We start from the raw sequence: 16,563 nt of genomic DNA, 5'->3' as shown, positions 1-16,563 counted from the left end.
TTGATGATGAATAAAGTTAACCATGCGCTGGCGTTGTCGCTGACTCCGCCTCTGCAGTCCGCGGGCCTGGTCACCCACCTGTTCGCCGACGGCAGTCTGACGGTTGAGTGTGAAGGGCGCGGCTGGCACTGCCGCCGCGCAGCCAGTTGCGTTATCGCCGCCGAAATCGGCGACCGGGTGTTGATCGCCAGCACGGACGAACAGGTCTGGCTGCTGGCGGTGCTGGAGCGCGCCGCAACGCATCAGCCGGCGCAACTGAACGTCGCCGGCGATTTGCGTATTTCCAGCAACGGAGAACTGAGCCTGAGCAGTCCGACGCTGCGGGTGACGGCGGAAGAGGGCGATTGCCATATCAGCCAGATGAAATACAGCGGCGAGTCGGTATCCGCCTGGGTGAGTCTGTCACGCATCGTCGGCAAGCGCGCCGAGTCCGTCTGGCACACCGTAACGCAAATCAGTCACCATTTACTGCGTAAAACCACCCAGACGGAGCAGGTGCGCGCCGGTCAGCTCGATATGAAGGCGGAAGATTACGCCCGGCTGCACGCAGAAAATACGCTGATCACTTCAAAGGCGATCACTAAAGTGGATTCCGAACAGATCCATATGGGATAAGGAGCTGCAATGTTTGCTAACTGTCAGTTAATGGGCGTCGATCTGGCCTTTCCCGATGTTTGTCTGACCCCAACGCCGGCTCCGGTGCCGATCCCCTATCCGGATATCGCGCTGGGCCCGACCGCCATTCCCAATGCGCTGAATATCCTGTTTATGGGCATGCCGGCGCACAATATGGCGACGGTGACGCCGCTGACCAATGGCGATAACCCCGGCGTGGCTACCGGCGTGGCGTCCGGCACGGTCATGGGGCCGTCCCGCCATCTCACCGGCGCGTTTACCGTGCTGCTGAAAGGGACGCCGGCGACGCGTCTGACCAGCATTAGCCTGCAAAACTCCACCAATGCGATCGGTATGCGCATTGTGCCGAGTCAGTTTAAGGTGCTGATGCTGGCGCCCTAATTATTCGGCGCCCGCGGGTTGCGCGGGAGGGGACGGTGGCGCGCGACGGCCACGGTCGTTCCTCCCGCATCCTCGCCCCTTCTTTTGAGCCCCGCCCCGCCTGTGCGGGGATGACGTCCCTGTTTCCATCCTTCTCGTCCCCTGTTCTGCAGTCTCCGCGCAGGAGAGAGGCTAGCGATAAAACTCCGCCACCTGCGAAAATATTTGCATTTCCGCGCCGTGGCGCCTTACCGCCAGAATATCCTCCAGTTTCTCCACCTGGCTGATCATCTGCGGCAGGCGCTGGTCGTCCTGCACCAGCAGCCAGATGCGGCTTTGCTGACCGCCGGGCAGCGGCATGCAGAGTATTCCTTCGACGTTATAGGCCCGGCGGGCAAACAGGCCGCACACGTGGGACATGACGCCAGGGTGGTTGCGTACCGATAATTCCAGCGTAACCTGGGCGGGCGTGGTCTGATTTAACATGGCGTTAGTCTCCAATCATCTCGGTGTTGGCGGCGCCCGGCGGCACCATCGGATACACTTTTTCATTCACATCGATCAGGGCGTGGATCAGCGCCGGTCCCCGTTGGCTCAGGGCTTCTGCCAGCGCCGCGCGCGGATCGGCGCTCTGGTTTAAGTCGCAGGTGGCAAAGCCGAAACCGGCGGCGATTTTGACGAAATCGGTGCGGTAGCGGTAATCGGCGGCGAAAATGCGCTGTCCAAAGAACAGATCCTGTTGCTGATGCACCAGTCCAAGCGACTGGTTGTTCATCAGAATAATTTTGACGTCCAGCCCTTCCTCGGCTGCCGTCGCCATCTCCTGAATATTCATCATCAGGCTGCCGTCGCCGGAGAAGCAAACGACTTTACGCTGCGGCTCCGCCAGTGCGGCGCCCAGCGCGGCCGGCAGACCGAACCCCATGGTGCCCAGCCCGCCGGAGGTCAGCCACTGGCGCGGGCGCCGCAGCGGATAGGATTGCGCCACCCACATCTGGTGCTGCCCGACGTCGGTGGTAATGATGGCGCTGTCGTCCAGCGCATCGGCCACCGCCCGAATCAGACCGTAGGGGCTGAGCGGGTTCTCCACGGCGGGGCGGCGGGGGAACTCACGCTGCAGCGCGTCGACCGCCTCGCGCCAGCCGTCGCGTCGCTGCGGCGTGATCAGCGGCAGCAAGCGGTCCAGCGCCTGCGCCACATCGGCATGCAGAGCAATGTGCGGCTGTCGAATTTTCCCCAGTTCGCCGCGATCGATATCGATATGGATGATGCCGGCCTGCGGGCAAAACTGTTCGGCTTTGCCGATGGCGCGATCGTCAAAGCGCGCGCCCAACACGATCAGCAAATCCGCCTGTTGCAGGATCAGATTGGTGGCGCGCGCGGCGTGCATTCCCAGCATCCCCAGCGATAGCGGGTGGTCGGCCGGCATAGCGCCCAGCGCCATCAGCGTCATGGTGGTGGGCAGCATGGCGCGCTCGGCCAGTTCGACCGCCTGGCGGTGGGCGCCGGCGCTGATAATGCCGCCGCCCAGATATAAAACCGGCCGCTGCGCCGCGTTTATCATGGCCGCCGCCTGGGCGACGGCGGCGCTATCAATGGACGGCGCATCGTCGGCGCGGCCCGGTTCCGGCAGACTGTCCAGTTCGATCGAGGCGGTTTGGACGTCTTTGGGGATGTCGATCCACACCGGGCCGGGGCGGCCGGAGGCGGCGATGCGAAACGCCTCCGGGATCACGCGCGGCAGTTCGCCGATGTCGCGCACCAGGTAGTTGTGTTTGGTCAGCGGAATCGACATGCCGTAAGTGTCCACTTCCTGAAAGGCATCGGTGCCGATCATCGCCGAGGACACCTGGCCGGTAATGCACACCAGCGGAATGGAGTCGAGTTTGGCATCGGCAATCGCCGTGGCCAGGTTAGTGGCGCCGGGGCCGCTGGAAGCCAGACATACCGCCGTTTTTCCACTGGCGCGGGCCATGCCCTGCGCCATAAAACCGGCGCCCTGTTCATGGCGCGCCAGAATATGACGAATCGTATCGCTGTGTCCCAGCGCATCGTACAGCGGCAACGCGGCGCCGCCGGGAATCCCCGCGACGGTGGTGATACCCTGCCGCTCCAGCAGGCGGACGATCAACTGAGCTCCGGTATAACGCATAAAAGGCATCCTTATTCCCTTTATCTTTCAGGTTGCCGGCAGGCTGGCACTGTCGTCCGCGCCGTTATGGGATTTTCCCCGGCGGGAAGTTTGTCGCGGACCCGGGGCGTTCCCCCAGAATCTGTTCGTTTGCCGCCTTCCTGTAACCTGAAATCTATTGGGATAGCTAAGCCGGGGCACTTTTCGAAGCGGGAGGGGTACAGGACACCCCGCTCGACTTGCGCCGGCGGGGTTGAGGAATCAGTTGGATTCGGAACCCGTTACGGCGCGCAGCCGATCACCACCACCACGCGCACGACGACGACCGCGTCAATGAGCGCGGCGTTGCGTAGAGCGAAAAGCGTGGCGGAATGATTCACGGGGTACCTTTATCCAAAGAGTTACAGACCGGATTATCTAACCATGTTTAACAAAACGGGAACAAGCCCCCCGGCGGACAAAAAAATAGAACTTTGCGGCCGATCACATTGTGCGCCGCTGCATTGCTCGATGAGCGACCGATCTTTTCTACGCCGCTGCCGGCCGGCGCCACCGGATAGCTTCTCCGCCGATTCGCTTTGATTAGCCGATTGCCCGATCGTCGCTGATGCGTCCGTCTGTTACGGTGACGATGCGGCTGGCGATCCAGGCCGCATCATCCATATTGTGCGACACCATCAGTAAGGTCAGCTGACGCTGGTCGCAGACGTTTTCCAGCAGCTGCAGCATCTCCTGGCGCAGAGCCGGGTCAAGCGCCGAGAAAGGCTCATCCAGCAATAACACCGGCTGGCTGCGCACCAGACAGCGGGCCAGAGCGGCGCGCTGGCGCTGACCGCCGGAAAGCTGGGCCGGCAGGCGAGTCAACAAATCGGCCAGTCCTACCTGGCGTGCAATCTGGCGCAGGGTGTCGCGCTGCTCGTCGTTGAGGCGCAGGCCGGGGTGCAGCCCCAGACCGATATTTTGTTCAACGGTCAGGTGCGGGAACAGATTATTTTCCTGAAACAGGATGGAAACCGGCCGCCGCGCGGGCGGGGTCAGCCGGTGATCCTGGCCGTTGATCCGTAGCTGACCGCCGTCCGCCGCCAGAAAGCCGGCGATCAGGCTCAGCAGCGTGCTTTTACCCGCCCCGCTTGGGCCCAGCACGGCAACCCGCTCGCCCGCTCGCATCCGCAGATCGAAGCACATCGGATGGTGTTGATACCGGTAGGTTAGTTTATCGAGGATTAGCATGGCGGCCCGTCAGTTTTTCTATCAGAGTAAACAGGGAAAAGCACAATATCAGCAGGATCATGGCGGTTACCGCACCGTTTTCGCTGCGATAAGCGCCGATCTGCTGATACAGATAAAACGGCAGCGTGCGGAATTGTTCGCTGCCGAACAGGGCTATTGCGCCGAAATCGCCCATCGACAGGACGCTGGCGAAGGCCAGCGCCTGGGCGAACGGTTTACGCAGGGCGCGCAGTTCAATGAGGGTAAAGCGCGACCAGCCGCGAATGCCCAGCGACTGGCACAGCGGCGTAAAGCGCGCGGCGATATCCTGCATTGGATTTTCCAGCACCTTTAACGCATAGGGGATCGCCATCAGCGCGTTGGTCATTATCACCAGCCCCCAGGGCGAGCGCGGAAGGCCAACGGTGCTGGTCAGCAGCAGAAAAAAACCGGTGGCCAGCACGATGCCCGGCATCGCGAGGATCAGCATCCCGCTCAATTCCAGCAACTGGCCCGGCAGGTAACGCTGACGCTGGCGCAGTTCCCGGCTGCTCCACAGCAGCATCAGGGTCAGCATGACGCATAGCAGACCGGCGCCGGCGGCAATCAGCAGCGAGGTAAGCAGCGCCTGCCAAAGCGCCGGCTGTCGCAATACGCTAAGCAGCGAGGGATTCAGGCCGTCGGCGATCACGGCGAGCAGCGGCGGCAGCAGCAGCAGCAGGGCGGCGCCAATCAACGCGCCGTCGTACAGGCGGCGGAACAGCGAGTCCTGTGGATTGCGCCAGCTGTATTGCTGGCTGAAACCGGTCGGCAGCACCTTGTTCAGCCGCTGGCTGAGCAAGATCAGGCCGAGGCAGCAGGTCATCTGAATTAAGGCCAGCAACGCGGCGCGACCGGGCTCGTAATCGAAACTCAGCGCCTGATAGATGGCCAGCTCGATGGTGGTGGCCTGCGGCCCGCCGCCCAGCGACAGTACCGTGGCGAAGCTGGCGAAGCACAGCATAAAGATCAACGCGGCGGCGGGCAGCAACTGACGGCGCAGCGGCGGCCACTCCACCAGACGAAAATGCTGCCAGCCGTTCATACCGAGCTGCGCGGCGAGCTGGCGCTGTTCGGTGGCGATGCCTTCCAGCGCCTGCAGCAGCAGGCGGGTCGCCAGCGGCAGATTGAAGAATACGTGCGCCAGCAAAATGCCCGGCAGCCCATAAGGAGAGAACGCGTATTTCAGCCCCAGCCCGTTCAACAGCCACGCCAGCCATCCCTGGCGGCCGTAGACGCTAAGGATACCGAAAACCGCCACCAGCACCGGCAGAACCAGCGTCATCGCGCATAAACGCAGCAGCCACAGACGTCCGGGGAAACGCCGCCGGTAGAGGGCGCGCGCCAGCAGGATGGCCGGCGCGACGGAAAGCAGAGCGGAAAGCAGCGCCTGCCAGAAGGTGAAACGAATAACGTGCCACAGATAATCGTCCTGCCAGATGGTCCGCCACTGGCTGTCCGGCGAATGGCGCCACAGCGCGCCGAACGCCAGCGCGGCGACCAGAATCAGCAAAACGGCGGCCAGTAGTCCCGGCCATAGCCAACCGGCAATCAACGGCTGACGGCGCGTTGCCATGCCTGAACCCAGTCATTACGCTGTTTAGCCACCTGCTCCGTGCTGTATTCCAGCGTTTTCTCCGGCACCGGCAGGGTATCGAAGGCGGCGGGCAGTTCGATTTTGATCACCGGATACATCCAGTTGCCGGTCGGGATCGCGCGCTGGAACGCCGGGGAGATAATAAAGCTCATAAAGTGGCTGGCCAGCGCCGGATTTTTGCTGGCCGCGAGCTGGCCGGCGACTTCCACCTGCATATAGTGCCCTTCGCTGAAACCGGCGGCGGCGTAATTGTCCTTTTTCTCTTCGATGATGTGATAGGCGGGCGAAGTGGTGTAGCTCAGCACCAGATCGGCTTCTCCTTTCAGGAACAGGCCGTAGGCTTCGCTCCAGCCTTTGGTGACCGTAACGGTTTTCCGCGCCAGTTTTTGCCAGGCCTCCGGCGCTTGATCGCCATACACTTGCTGCATCCAGAGCAGTAAGCCCAGACCCGGCGTGCTGGTGCGCGGATCCTGGTAGATCACTTTCCACGACTGCGGTCCGTCAACCAGTTCATGCAGGCTGCGCGGCGGGTTTTTTAGTTTGTTTTTGTCATAGACGAAGGCGAAATAGCCGTAGTCGTAGGGCAGGAAAAGATCGTCCGTCCAGCCGCCGGGAACGCTGAGCAGCGGCGTATCCTGACGATGGGGCACGAACAGACCGGTTTTTTCCGCGGCTTCCAGCAGGTTATTATCCAGGCCCAGCACCACATCGGCCTCGCTATTCTTTCCTTCCATTCGCAGGCGGTTGAGCAGGGAAACGCCGTCGGCCAGCGCGACGAACTTCAGCTCGCAGTCGCACTGTTGTTCAAAGGTTTTTTTAATTGCCGGGCCCGGGCCCCATTCCGACGCGAATGAATCGTAGGTATATACCGTGAGTACCGGTTTAGCCAGCACGGGAGCGGAGAGTAACAACAGACAGGACAAGATTTTTTTTAACACTTTGCGCTCCTGAACATTTAGAGTGGCAAAGGTCTTTGAGTCAGCGGCGGTCACGCTCAAATCCCTCCGCCGGTATTAACCGGATCAGGTTCGACGGGTATTTCTCAGCGAAACCGCCGCGACAGCGGCAGGTTTCGCACCCCGTTGAGACTGGGCTCATTGTAGAGGCTTAGGCGCATCGGGGAAAGGGGAGCGCGGATTTTCCGGCGGAACAAACCATGCGGATTTAAAATCGAACCAGCCGAGCGTGTTCATGCGCACGCCGCGCATGCTGCGCTGTCCCTGCAACTGCAGCCAGTGGTGAAACAGCGGGTGCAGCTGCTGGCTGCCGACCAGCATCCGGCACCATTCGGCCAGCGCCAGACTGTCGGCGCGCCACCGCAGGGCCTCCTCGTTCAGGTCGCGCTTCAGACAGCGCTGCAGCAGCGGTATTTCATACAGCAGGGCGAATAGCGAAAATTCGAGCGGCAGATAAAAGTTGGCGGTGGCGAGCCACATATCGCTGACGGCTTCGCCCTGGTGCCATTGCTCGTAGCTTACCTGCTTCACCTGCAGCTCGACATGATGCCGGGCCAGCAGCGTCGCCATTATCTGACCGATCTGTTGATATTCAGGATGGTCGCGATGGATGGTCAGCGTGAGGCTATCGACCCCCGCCGGCTTTGGCTCGGGCGGTTGCTGCTGGCTATGGTGCCAGCGCGGCAGCAGGCTGTAGGCGGGCGCCCAGTCGCGCTGCTGCAGCGCATTGGCCTGGCTGAGCAGCGCGATGGGGCTAAGCACCTGACTGAGCCAGCGCCGCACTTCGGGACGTGCTCCCGCGGCCGAGCGTTGATCGTACAAAATAAAGTAGCAGCCCTCTTCCAGCCGACTCTCCAGTTCGTTATGGGACGAATCATCCACCTGCAGTTGGATCGAGTTAGGCAGTTCTTCGGCCACTTCCGGCAGCACCCAGATATTGACCTCGTCGATCAGCGCGCGGTAGCCGAAATAGTCGTCAAAAGCCTGAATTTTCAGCTGGCTGTGGTTGTTGCGCACCACGGAATAGGGGCCGGTGCCGATCGGGCTGCGGGCGAAATCGGGCAGCGTGCGCCACTCCTGCGGCAGGATCATGGCGGGCACGCTGCCCAACAGCCAGGGCAGCCAGCGGTCGGCGCAGCTCAGCCGCACATCGATCACGAAGGGGGTCGGCGAGTCGATCTTTTGGATATGAGCGAACAGCGTCAGCGCGCCCAGCCGGCTCAGAGAACTGATGACATCGTCCATCGTCATTTCCCGGCCGTGATGAAAACGGATCGCCGGCCGCAGATAAAAACGCCAGTGCAGCGGCGTAATCGACTGCCAGTGATGCGCCAGATCCGGCTCCAGTTCCCCATTTTCCTCATTTATGCGCGTCAGTCCGCTAAATATCTGCCGGGCGATATGTATTTCCGAGCGGCGCAGCGCCGTGCCGGGCAGCAGGTTGAGCAACGGGCGATAATAGACGATGCGCAGAAGGTGCTTGCCCTGCCGGAAGCTGCGGCCAAGATGCGACAACAGCATTTGGCGTACCGCGTCCTTATCGCCGAGCAGTTGGATCAACTGCTCGATGCGATCCTGCTCCAGCAAATCCTCCGCCCGCTGTTGCTGCAGGCCCAGCCCGCTGTAGATAAAGGTCAACCGCGAACGTTTTCCCCGTCCCGCCTCGGCCTCCCAGGTTAACCAGCCCTGCTGCTGCATGGCGGAGAGCAGCGATCGCATATGACGGCGCGAGCAACTGAGCATCTGCGCCAGGTCCTGCAGCGTGGTTTCCTGCGACTGACCCTGACAGCATTGCCACAGGCGAACGAACTGCTGATGTAAACGGGGTGAGGACATAAAAGGGGAACTCTCCGCGTGAAACTCATCAATTTATCATTCCCTATATTACGTCGATACTTGAACGCAATGAAAGCGTGGAGTTTGACCGGGAGGTAAATGATGATGGCTACGCGTATCGAACGTTTCTGGCTGGCTCATTTGAAAACATGCCGCACGCCCTGGCTGAAGTGGCTGTCCGCGCGGCAACGTCTGGCTCTGTTGCAGCAGACGACCCAATCGCAGATAGCCGCGCTGTCGGAAGAGGAATATCGCCACTGGCTATGAGCCGCGGCGCGATCGGCATTCGATCATCCACCGCCCTGACGTCCGCCGGGCATAATTGAATTCTGAGTAATGGTGCTGTTCACCAGCCAGCGATCGCATATCGCTGGTTTTTTTTATTCGCGTTTGGCGGGAATGGGGATGAAAAAAGACAAAGACCCGCACGCGGCGGGCCTCTGGTTAGCCGACGTATGGCCGGCTTAGCGCAGGAAGACTGGCTGTTTTTGCTCGTAAGCCGAAATATCGGCTTCGTTCTGCAGCGTCAGCCCGATGCTGTCCAGACCGTTGATCATGCAGTAACGGCGGAAACCGTCGATTTCGAACGAATAGCTCTGCCCGCCGGCGTGAACCACCTGTTGTTCCAAATCGACCGTGAAGGTGATGCCTTCCTGATCGTTAACCAGCGTGAACAGCCGGTCGATATCGGTTTCGCTCAGCGTGACCGGCAGCAACTGGTTGTTGAAAGCGTTGCCGTAGAAAATATCGGCAAAGCTCGGCGCAATAACGACTTTGAAACCATAGTCGGTCAGCGCCCAGGGCGCATGTTCGCGCGAGGAACCGCAGCCAAAGTTTTCCCGCGCCAGTAAAATACTGGCGCCCTTATAGCGCGGTTTGTTCAGCACGAAATCCGGGTTAGGCTGCTGGCCGGCATCGTCGAGAAAACGCCAGTCGTTGAACAGATGCTGACCAAATCCGGTGCGCGTCACTTTCTGCAAAAACTGCTTGGGAATGATGGCGTCGGTATCGACATTGGCCGCGTCCAGCGGCACGACCAGTCCGGTGTGTTGAGTAAATTTAGCCATCTCAGTCTCTCTCTTTGCTCAGCTCGCGGATATCGGCGAAGCGACCGGTAACGGCGGCGGCGGCGGCCATCGCCGGGCTCACCAGATGCGTGCGTCCGGCGCGTCCCTGGCGGCCTTCGAAATTACGGTTGCTGGTCGATGCGCAGCGCTCGCCCGGGTTCAGGCGGTCGTTGTTCATCGCCAGACACATGGAGCAACCCGGCAAACGCCATTCAAAACCGGCCTCAATAAAGACTTTATCCAGGCCTTCCAGCTCCGCCAGCGTCTTCACCGGACCGGAACCCGGCACCACGATCGCCTGCACGCCGCTGGCGACCTTACGGCCTTTGGCGATGGAAGCGGCGGCGCGTAAATCTTCAATGCGCGAGTTGGTGCAGGAGCCGATAAAGACCTTGTCGATCGCCACATCGGTCAATTTAATGCCCGGCTGCAGCCCCATATAGGCAAGGGCCTTGGCGGCCGAAGCCTGTTCCACCGGGTCGTTGAACGATTCCGGCGCGGGAATAGCCTGATTGATGGCGATCACCTGGCCCGGGTTGGTGCCCCAGGTCACCTGCGGCGCGATGCCGGAGGCGTCCAGCGTGACTATGCTGTCATAGCGGGCGTCGGCATCGGAACGCAGCGTTCTCCAGTAGGCGACCGCCGCTTCCCAGTTTTCGCCTTTCGGCGCGAACTGACGGCCTTTCAGATAGGCGAAGGTGGTGTCGTCCGGCGCCACCAGACCCGCCTTGGCGCCCATTTCGATCGCCATGTTGCACAGCGTCATACGGCCTTCCATGCTCAGCGCTTCGATCGCCTTGCCGCAGAATTCGACCACGTGGCCGGTGCCGCCGGCGCTGCCGGTTTTACCGATAATCGCCAGCACGATATCCTTGGCGGTGATGCCGACCGGGGCGTCGCCGACGACTTCGATCTTCATGGTTTTCGCACGACCCTGCTTCAGGGTCTGGGTGGCCAGCACGTGCTCCACTTCGGAGGTGCCGATACCGAAAGCCAGTGAGCCGAAAGCGCCGTGGGTGGCGGTGTGCGAATCGCCGCACACGATCGTCATGCCCGGCAGCGTCATGCCCTGTTCCGGCCCGATAACGTGCACGATGCCCTGATACGGGTGATTCAGGTCATACAGCTGTACGCCGAATTCCGCACAGTTCTTGATCAACTCCTGCATCTGGATGCGCGCCATTTCACCGCTGGCGTTAATATCTTTGGTCTGCGTGGACACGTTATGGTCCATCGTGGCAAAGGTTTTGCCCGGCTGACGCACCGGACGCCCCTTGGCGCGCAGCCCGTCGAATGCCTGCGGCGAGGTGACTTCGTGCACCAGATGCCGGTCGATATACAGCAACGGCGTTTCGTTTGGCGCTTCCCGCACTATGTGCGCGTCAAACAATTTCTGATATAACGTCTTGCCCATGTTATGCCCCTTGCGCGACCAGGCGCGCAATGACGTCGCCCATTTCGTCGGTGGTAACGGATTTGCCGCTGCCAGCCAGATCGGCGGTGCGATAACCTTCGGCCAGCGCGGCATTAACCGCGTTTTCGACAGCCTGAGCCGCTTCATCTTCGCCCAGGCTGTAGCGCAGCAGCAGGGCGGCCGACAGGATTTGCGCTATCGGGTTGGCGATATTCTTGCCTGCGATATCCGGCGCTGAACCGCCCGCCGGTTCGTACAGGCCGAAGCCCTGTTCGTTCAGGCTGGCGGAAGGCAGCATCCCCATCGAGCCGGTGATCATGGCACATTCGTCGGACAGAATATCGCCGAACAGGTTGGAGCACAGCAGTACGTCAAACTGGGACGGATCTTTCACCAACTGCATGGTGGCGTTATCGATATACATGTGGGACAGGCTGACGTCCGGGTAATCCTTCGCGATCTCATTGACGACTTCTCGCCACAGGATGGAGCTCTGCAGAACGTTGGATTTATCAATGGAAGTCACGGCGCTGCGACGCTTACGGGCGGATTCAAACGCGATGCGGGCGATGCGTTCGATTTCATAGCGGTGATACACTTCGGTATCGTAAGCCTTCTCATGCATGCCGCTGCCTTCGCGGCCTTTCGGCTGGCCGAAATAGATGCCGCCGGTCAGTTCGCGCACGCACAGAATGTCGAAGCCGCGGGCGGCGATGTCGCTGCGCAGCGGGCAGAAGGCTTCCAGCCCCTGATACAGGCGCGCCGGCCGCAGGTTGCTGAACAGCTTAAAGTGCTTGCGCAGCGGCAGCAGCGCGCCGCGTTCCGGCTGCTCGTTCGGCGGCAGGTGTTCCCATTTCGGGCCGCCGACCGAACCGAACAGAATGGCGTCCGCCTGTTCGCAGCCGGCGATGGTGCTCTCCGGCAGCGGCTTACCCTGGCGATCGATCGCCATCCCGCCAATGTCGTATTCACTGGTGGTAATGCGGAAACCGAAACGCTGGCGTACCGCTTCCAGAACTTTATGAGCCTGAACCATTACTTCCGGGCCGATGCCGTCTCCGGGTAAAACGGCGATATGGTAGCTTTTTGTCATCACACTGTTTCCTGACTATTTTGTTGTTTATTCTGATGTTGCAGACGCTGGATTTCTTTTTCTACTTGCTGAGCGCGTCTGATGCTATTCAATACATGCACCATCGCTTTGGCGGACGATTCAACGATATCGGTCGCCAGACCCACGCCGTGGAAGCGACGGCCCTGATAATCCGCCACGATATCGACCTGACCCAGCGCGTCTTTGCCCTGGCCTTTGGCCGACAGCTGATATTTTACCAGTTCGACCTGATAGCCGGTGATGCGACTGAGCGCCTGATAAACGGCGTCGACGGGGCCGTTGCCGGTGGCGGCTTCGGACTGCGTCTCTTCGCCGCAGGTCAACTGAACCGAGGCGGTGGCGATGATGCTGGAGCCGGACTGGACGCTGAAGTAGTCCATCTGGTAAAACTCGGACTCTTCCTGCTGGCTGTTGATAAAGGCCAGCGCTTCCAGGTCGTAATCAAAGACCTGGCCTTTCTTGTCCGCCAGTTTCAGGAAGGCGGCGTACAGGTTGTCCAGATCGTAGTCGCCGTCCTGATAGCCCATTTCCGCCATGCGGTGTTTAACCGCGGCGCGGCCGGAACGGGAGGTCAGGTTCAACTGTACTTCTTTCAGGCCGATGGATTCCGGCGTCATGATTTCGTAGTTTTCGCGATTCTTCAGAATGCCGTCCTGATGAATGCCGGATGAGTGCGCGAACGCATTCGAGCCGACTACCGCCTTGTTGGCCGGGATCGGCATATTGCAGATCTTGCTGACCATCTGACTGGTGCGGTAGATTTCCTGATGTTTGATGTCCGTATGGACATTCAGCAGATTATGGCGCGTTTTAATCGCCATGATAATCTCTTCCAGCGCGCAGTTGCCGGCGCGTTCGCCGATACCGTTCAGGGTGCCTTCCACCTGACGGGCGCCGGCCTGTACCGCCGCCATCGCGTTGCCGACCGCCAGACCCAGATCGTCATGGGTATGAACGGAGATAATCGCTTTATCGATATTCGGTACGCGTTCGAACAGGGAGTGAATGATACCACCAAATTCATAAGGCATGGTGTAGCCGACGGTATCCGGGATGTTAATGGTGCGGGCGCCGGCGTTAATCGCCGCTTCCACCACCCGGCACAGATCGTCGATCGGCGTCCGGCCGGCATCCTCGCAGGAAAATTCCACATCGTCGGTGTAATTGCGCGCGCGTTTGATCATGCGCACCGCGCGTTCCACCACTTCGTCCAGCGTGCTGCGCAGTTTAGTGGCGATATGCATCGGCGAGGTGGCCAGGAAGGTATGGATACGGAAGGCGTCGGCTACGCGCAGCGCTTCGGCGGCGGCATCGATGTCTTTCTCCACGCAGCGGGCCAGACCGCAAACCCGGCTGTTTTTCACCTGACGGGCGATGGTCTGGACGGATTCGAAATCGCCTGGCGAAGAAACCGGGAAACCGACTTCCATTACGTCGATACCCATTCTTTCCAGTGCCAGTGCTATCTGAAGTTTTTCTTTTACACTCAGGCTGGCCTGCAGTGCCTGTTCACCGTCACGCAACGTGGTATCAAAAATAATGACTTGTTGGCTCATCGGTTGTTTCCTTGTCGTATGCTTGTGCGCCAGACGGGTAAAAAAAAACCCGCGCATTGGCGCGGGGTTTTTTATGGGTGACGGCTAAATTAGTTCAGAGCTTCGCCCACCAGCGTACCGCGCAAATGAGATGCGTTTAGTAGTAGGCTTAGCAGGAAAGTGAAGTTGAACATGGAATTTGGTCGCCGAAATAGATTTAACACTCAATGTTACTATTGGTACTTGATTCCGTCGTTAATGTCAACATTTGATTTAGGGGCAATCGCGCGCGACCGGCCATCTCTCTGCCACGCATCGCCCGTCGCGCGCGGGCTGCGCGCGCGAACCTGCGGAGATTCTTTCATCCGGCGTTTTCTTGCGTCGCCCATCCGCCGGCGATATTTGTGACCTGGCGCGGCAGAAATAGCGTTGCGCTTTTTCATGATGACGGTAGACTGCTGCGAAAAAATGGACACCTGTACGCTGAGTTTGCGCAGCCCGGTGCGAACGAGGCAGACCGCGCGGCGGACGCTGCCCGGTTTGGCCAGGTGAACGACGCAGGCGCGGCAATCCCGTAATTGAGTAAACCAGCGGCTATCGCTGTTCTCGTTCATCAGCAGGCGAATTATGACCAACCATTTGCAGCAATATCATCTGGTCCAGCGTATTCAGGCGCAAATCAGCCATTGTTCCGGTCGGGTGGTTTTTCGCGACTGGCGGCCTGAGGCGGAACGGCAGTTAACCTGGGCGCAAATCGGCCGGCGCGTACAGCATATCGCCAGCGCGCTGCTGGGGCTGGGCGTGGGCGTGCAGGAACGCATCGCGCTTTTTTCTGCCAACAGTATGAACTGGTCGCTGGCCGATCTGTCCATTCTGCATCTTCGCGCGGTGACCGTGCCGATTTACGCGACCAGCGCGCCGGCGCAGGCGGCCTTCATCATCAATGACGCGGATATTCGCACCATTTTTGTCGGCGGTCAGCAGCAGTACGATGCGCTGCTGTCGCTGCGCGAACGCTGCCCGCAGCTGCGCCATATTATTGTGCTGGATGACGGCATCGATTTGCGCGGCTGCGATATCGCGCTGACGCTGAGCGACCTTATCGCCCGGGCCGATGTGGCGCTGTGGCGCAAGGAGTGGCTGTGGCGCATTGAACAGCGTCGTCTCAGCGATCTTTTTACCCTGATCTATACCTCCGGCACTACCGGCGAGCCGAAGGGCGTGATGCTGGATTACGCCAATATAGCGACCCAGCTTCGGCTGCATGAGCAGCGCCTGAAGATTGAGCCAGACGATGTCTCCCTGTGCTTCCTGCCGTTGTCCCACGTATTCGAACGCGCCTGGAGCTTTTTCGTCATGCACAGCGGCGCGCAGAATGTTTTTCTCGCCGATACCGGTCTGGTCAGGAATGCCATGCAGGCGGTACGGCCGACGCTGATGTGCGCGGTTCCTCATTTCTATGAAAAGGTCTACGCGGCGATCCACGAAAAAGTCGCGCAGTCCGACTGGCGCCGGCGTTTGCTGTTTCGCTGGGCGGTGGCGCAGGGGCGGCGAATGTTTCAGGCAAGACAGGAGCAGCGGCGGGCCGGTCTGCTGCTGCGGCTAAGTCACCGTCTGGCCGAACGGCTGGCGCTGAGCAAATTGCGTCAACTGCTCGGCGGCCGGGTGCGCTTTATGCCGGCGGCAGGCGCGCGTCTGGACGACGCTATCATCCTGTTTTTCCAGTCGATCGGCATCCGCCTTATTTATGGTTACGGCATGACCGAAACCTGCGCCACCGTTTCCTGCTGGGAAGAATCCTCTTTTCTCCCCGGCTCGATAGGCACGCCGCTGCCAGGCGTACAGGTGCGCATTGGTGAAGAAAATGAGATTCAGGTGCGCGGCGCGATCGTCATGCAGGGGTATTTCAACCGTGCGCAGGAGACGGCCTCGGCCTTTACGCCGGACGGCTGGCTGAAGACCGGCGACGCCGGCGTACTGGACGCGCGCGGCAATTTGTTTATCACCGAGCGTCTGAAAGATCTGATGAAGACCACCGGCGGGAAATATATCGCGCCGCAGCAGCTGGAAGGTGCGCTGATCCAGGATCGCTATATCGAACAGGTCGCGGTGATCGCCGACGCGCGTAAATATGTCTCGGCGCTGATCGTGCCCTGTTTTACGGCGCTGGAAGAGTATGCGCATTCGATCAATCTGAAGTATCACGATCGGCTGGATCTGCTGCGGCACAGCCACATTATTGAGCTGTTCGAGCGCCGGCTGCATGAGATGCAGAAAGAGCTGGCGCGTTTTGAACAGGTGAAAAAGTTTACTCTGTTGCCGGCGCCGTTTTCCATGGCGCAGGGCGAACTGACGCCGACGCTGAAACTGCGGCGCAGCGTGATCCATCAGCGCTATCAGAATGAAATCGATTCGATGTATAACGGCTGATGCCCCTTGCGGCTCGGTCTGCGCGCGCCGTCGGGCTAATCCGCGGTTTTCGTATTGTTAAGTGCCAATGGAATGGTATATTTTTCATTTATTCGCCTGCGGCATGGGATTTTTTACTGGGAAAAGGAGATAAAAAGCCGTTTTTTCCTTTTCTTGTACTGTTTGAGTGGTTTCTTTGGCGTTTGCCTGAGCCATATCCAGACGCTATGTTAGTCAATTATATTTAACCTAAAGACGAT

The 16,563-nt window shown here is 59.9% G+C and carries 15 protein-coding genes and 1 riboswitch; of the genes, 4 read left to right on the top strand and 11 right to left on the bottom strand.

Translation table 11 applies throughout. From position 1 onward, the window contains the following. Positions 1-6 precede the first annotated feature (6 nt). Together FJU30_RS01100 and FJU30_RS01095 are read left to right on the top strand one after the other, a co-directional pair. Positions 7-615 (top strand): DUF3540 domain-containing protein, encoded by a 609-nt coding sequence (locus FJU30_RS01100; protein WP_150433844.1) that lies wholly within the window; start codon positions 7-9, stop codon positions 613-615. A gap of 9 nt (positions 616-624) precedes the next feature. Then, entirely contained in the window at positions 625-1,017 is a 393-nt protein-coding gene (locus FJU30_RS01095) for a DUF4150 domain-containing protein (RefSeq protein WP_150433595.1), read from the top strand. A gap of 171 nt (positions 1,018-1,188) precedes the next feature. Here FJU30_RS01095 and ilvN read toward each other — a convergent pair whose 3' ends face one another. The 7 genes from ilvN to sgrR all read right to left on the bottom strand — a co-directional run bounded on the left by ilvN (position 1,189) and on the right by sgrR (position 8,764). After that, positions 1,189-1,482: an acetolactate synthase small subunit gene (gene ilvN / locus FJU30_RS01090; RefSeq protein ID WP_150433594.1), complete on the bottom strand. Its 294-nt coding sequence runs from the start codon at positions 1,480-1,482 to the stop codon at positions 1,189-1,191. Positions 1,483-1,486: 4 nt separating this feature from the next. Next, positions 1,487-3,148, bottom strand: a complete 1,662-nt coding sequence (ilvB, locus tag FJU30_RS01085; RefSeq protein WP_191091514.1) for an acetolactate synthase large subunit — start codon at positions 3,146-3,148, stop codon at positions 1,487-1,489. Positions 3,149-3,408: 260 nt separating this feature from the next. After that, a complete protein-coding gene (locus FJU30_RS01080) occupies positions 3,409-3,507 on the bottom strand; it encodes an ilvB operon leader peptide IvbL (protein ID WP_150433592.1) in 99 nt (32 codons plus the stop codon). A gap of 202 nt (positions 3,508-3,709) precedes the next feature. Continuing rightward, positions 3,710-4,357, bottom strand: a complete 648-nt coding sequence (gene thiQ / locus FJU30_RS01075) for a thiamine ABC transporter ATP-binding protein ThiQ (protein ID WP_150433591.1) — start codon at positions 4,355-4,357, stop codon at positions 3,710-3,712. Further along, positions 4,341-5,951: a thiamine/thiamine pyrophosphate ABC transporter permease ThiP gene (gene thiP, locus FJU30_RS01070; RefSeq protein WP_150433590.1), complete on the bottom strand. Its 1,611-nt coding sequence runs from the start codon at positions 5,949-5,951 to the stop codon at positions 4,341-4,343. The genes thiQ and thiP overlap by 17 nt, the downstream gene beginning before the upstream one ends. Further along, complete coding sequence (gene thiB / locus FJU30_RS01065; protein ID WP_150433589.1) at positions 5,927-6,910, bottom strand: thiamine ABC transporter substrate binding subunit; 984 nt, start codon at positions 6,908-6,910, stop codon at positions 5,927-5,929. Before thiB ends, thiP begins: the two co-directional genes overlap by 25 nt. A gap of 43 nt (positions 6,911-6,953) precedes the next feature. Beyond that, positions 6,954-7,064, bottom strand: a riboswitch (TPP riboswitch). Positions 7,065-7,066: 2 nt separating this feature from the next. Further along, positions 7,067-8,764, bottom strand: a complete 1,698-nt coding sequence (sgrR, locus tag FJU30_RS01060) for an HTH-type transcriptional regulator SgrR (RefSeq protein ID WP_150433588.1) — start codon at positions 8,762-8,764, stop codon at positions 7,067-7,069. Between the two features lie 99 nt (positions 8,765-8,863). Between sgrR and sgrT the strand changes: the two genes are divergently transcribed. Then, positions 8,864-9,031, top strand: a complete 168-nt coding sequence (gene sgrT, locus FJU30_RS01055; protein WP_223881490.1) for a glucose uptake inhibitor SgrT — start codon at positions 8,864-8,866, stop codon at positions 9,029-9,031. Between the two features lie 197 nt (positions 9,032-9,228). On the opposite strand, the gene leuD is transcribed toward sgrT, so the two are convergent. From leuD to leuA, 4 genes are read right to left on the bottom strand one after another with little or no spacing between them, the layout of a single operon-like run. Continuing rightward, positions 9,229-9,831 carry a 3-isopropylmalate dehydratase small subunit gene (gene leuD, locus FJU30_RS01050; protein ID WP_150433587.1) on the bottom strand — a complete coding sequence of 201 codons (603 nt, stop codon included), beginning with the start codon at positions 9,829-9,831 and terminating at the stop codon, positions 9,229-9,231. Between the two features lies 1 nt (position 9,832). After that, positions 9,833-11,245, bottom strand: a complete 1,413-nt coding sequence (gene leuC, locus FJU30_RS01045) for a 3-isopropylmalate dehydratase large subunit (RefSeq protein ID WP_150433586.1) — start codon at positions 11,243-11,245, stop codon at positions 9,833-9,835. A gap of 1 nt (position 11,246) precedes the next feature. Beyond that, entirely contained in the window at positions 11,247-12,338 is a 1,092-nt protein-coding gene (gene leuB, locus FJU30_RS01040) for a 3-isopropylmalate dehydrogenase (RefSeq protein WP_150433585.1), read from the bottom strand. Next, positions 12,338-13,915 carry a 2-isopropylmalate synthase gene (gene leuA, locus FJU30_RS01035; RefSeq protein WP_150433584.1) on the bottom strand — a complete coding sequence of 526 codons (1,578 nt, stop codon included), beginning with the start codon at positions 13,913-13,915 and terminating at the stop codon, positions 12,338-12,340. Before leuA ends, leuB begins: the two co-directional genes overlap by 1 nt. 606 nt (positions 13,916-14,521) lie before the next feature. Here leuA and FJU30_RS01030 point away from each other — a divergent pair. Next, positions 14,522-16,324 (top strand): AMP-dependent synthetase/ligase, encoded by a 1,803-nt coding sequence (locus tag FJU30_RS01030; RefSeq protein ID WP_150433583.1) that lies wholly within the window; start codon positions 14,522-14,524, stop codon positions 16,322-16,324. The last annotated feature ends 239 nt before the right edge of the window (positions 16,325-16,563 follow it).

The sequence above is a fragment of the Affinibrenneria salicis genome (assembly GCF_008710095.1).
The sequence above is the reverse complement of the archived record's forward strand: the minus strand, read 5'-3'. Positions and strand labels throughout refer to the sequence as shown.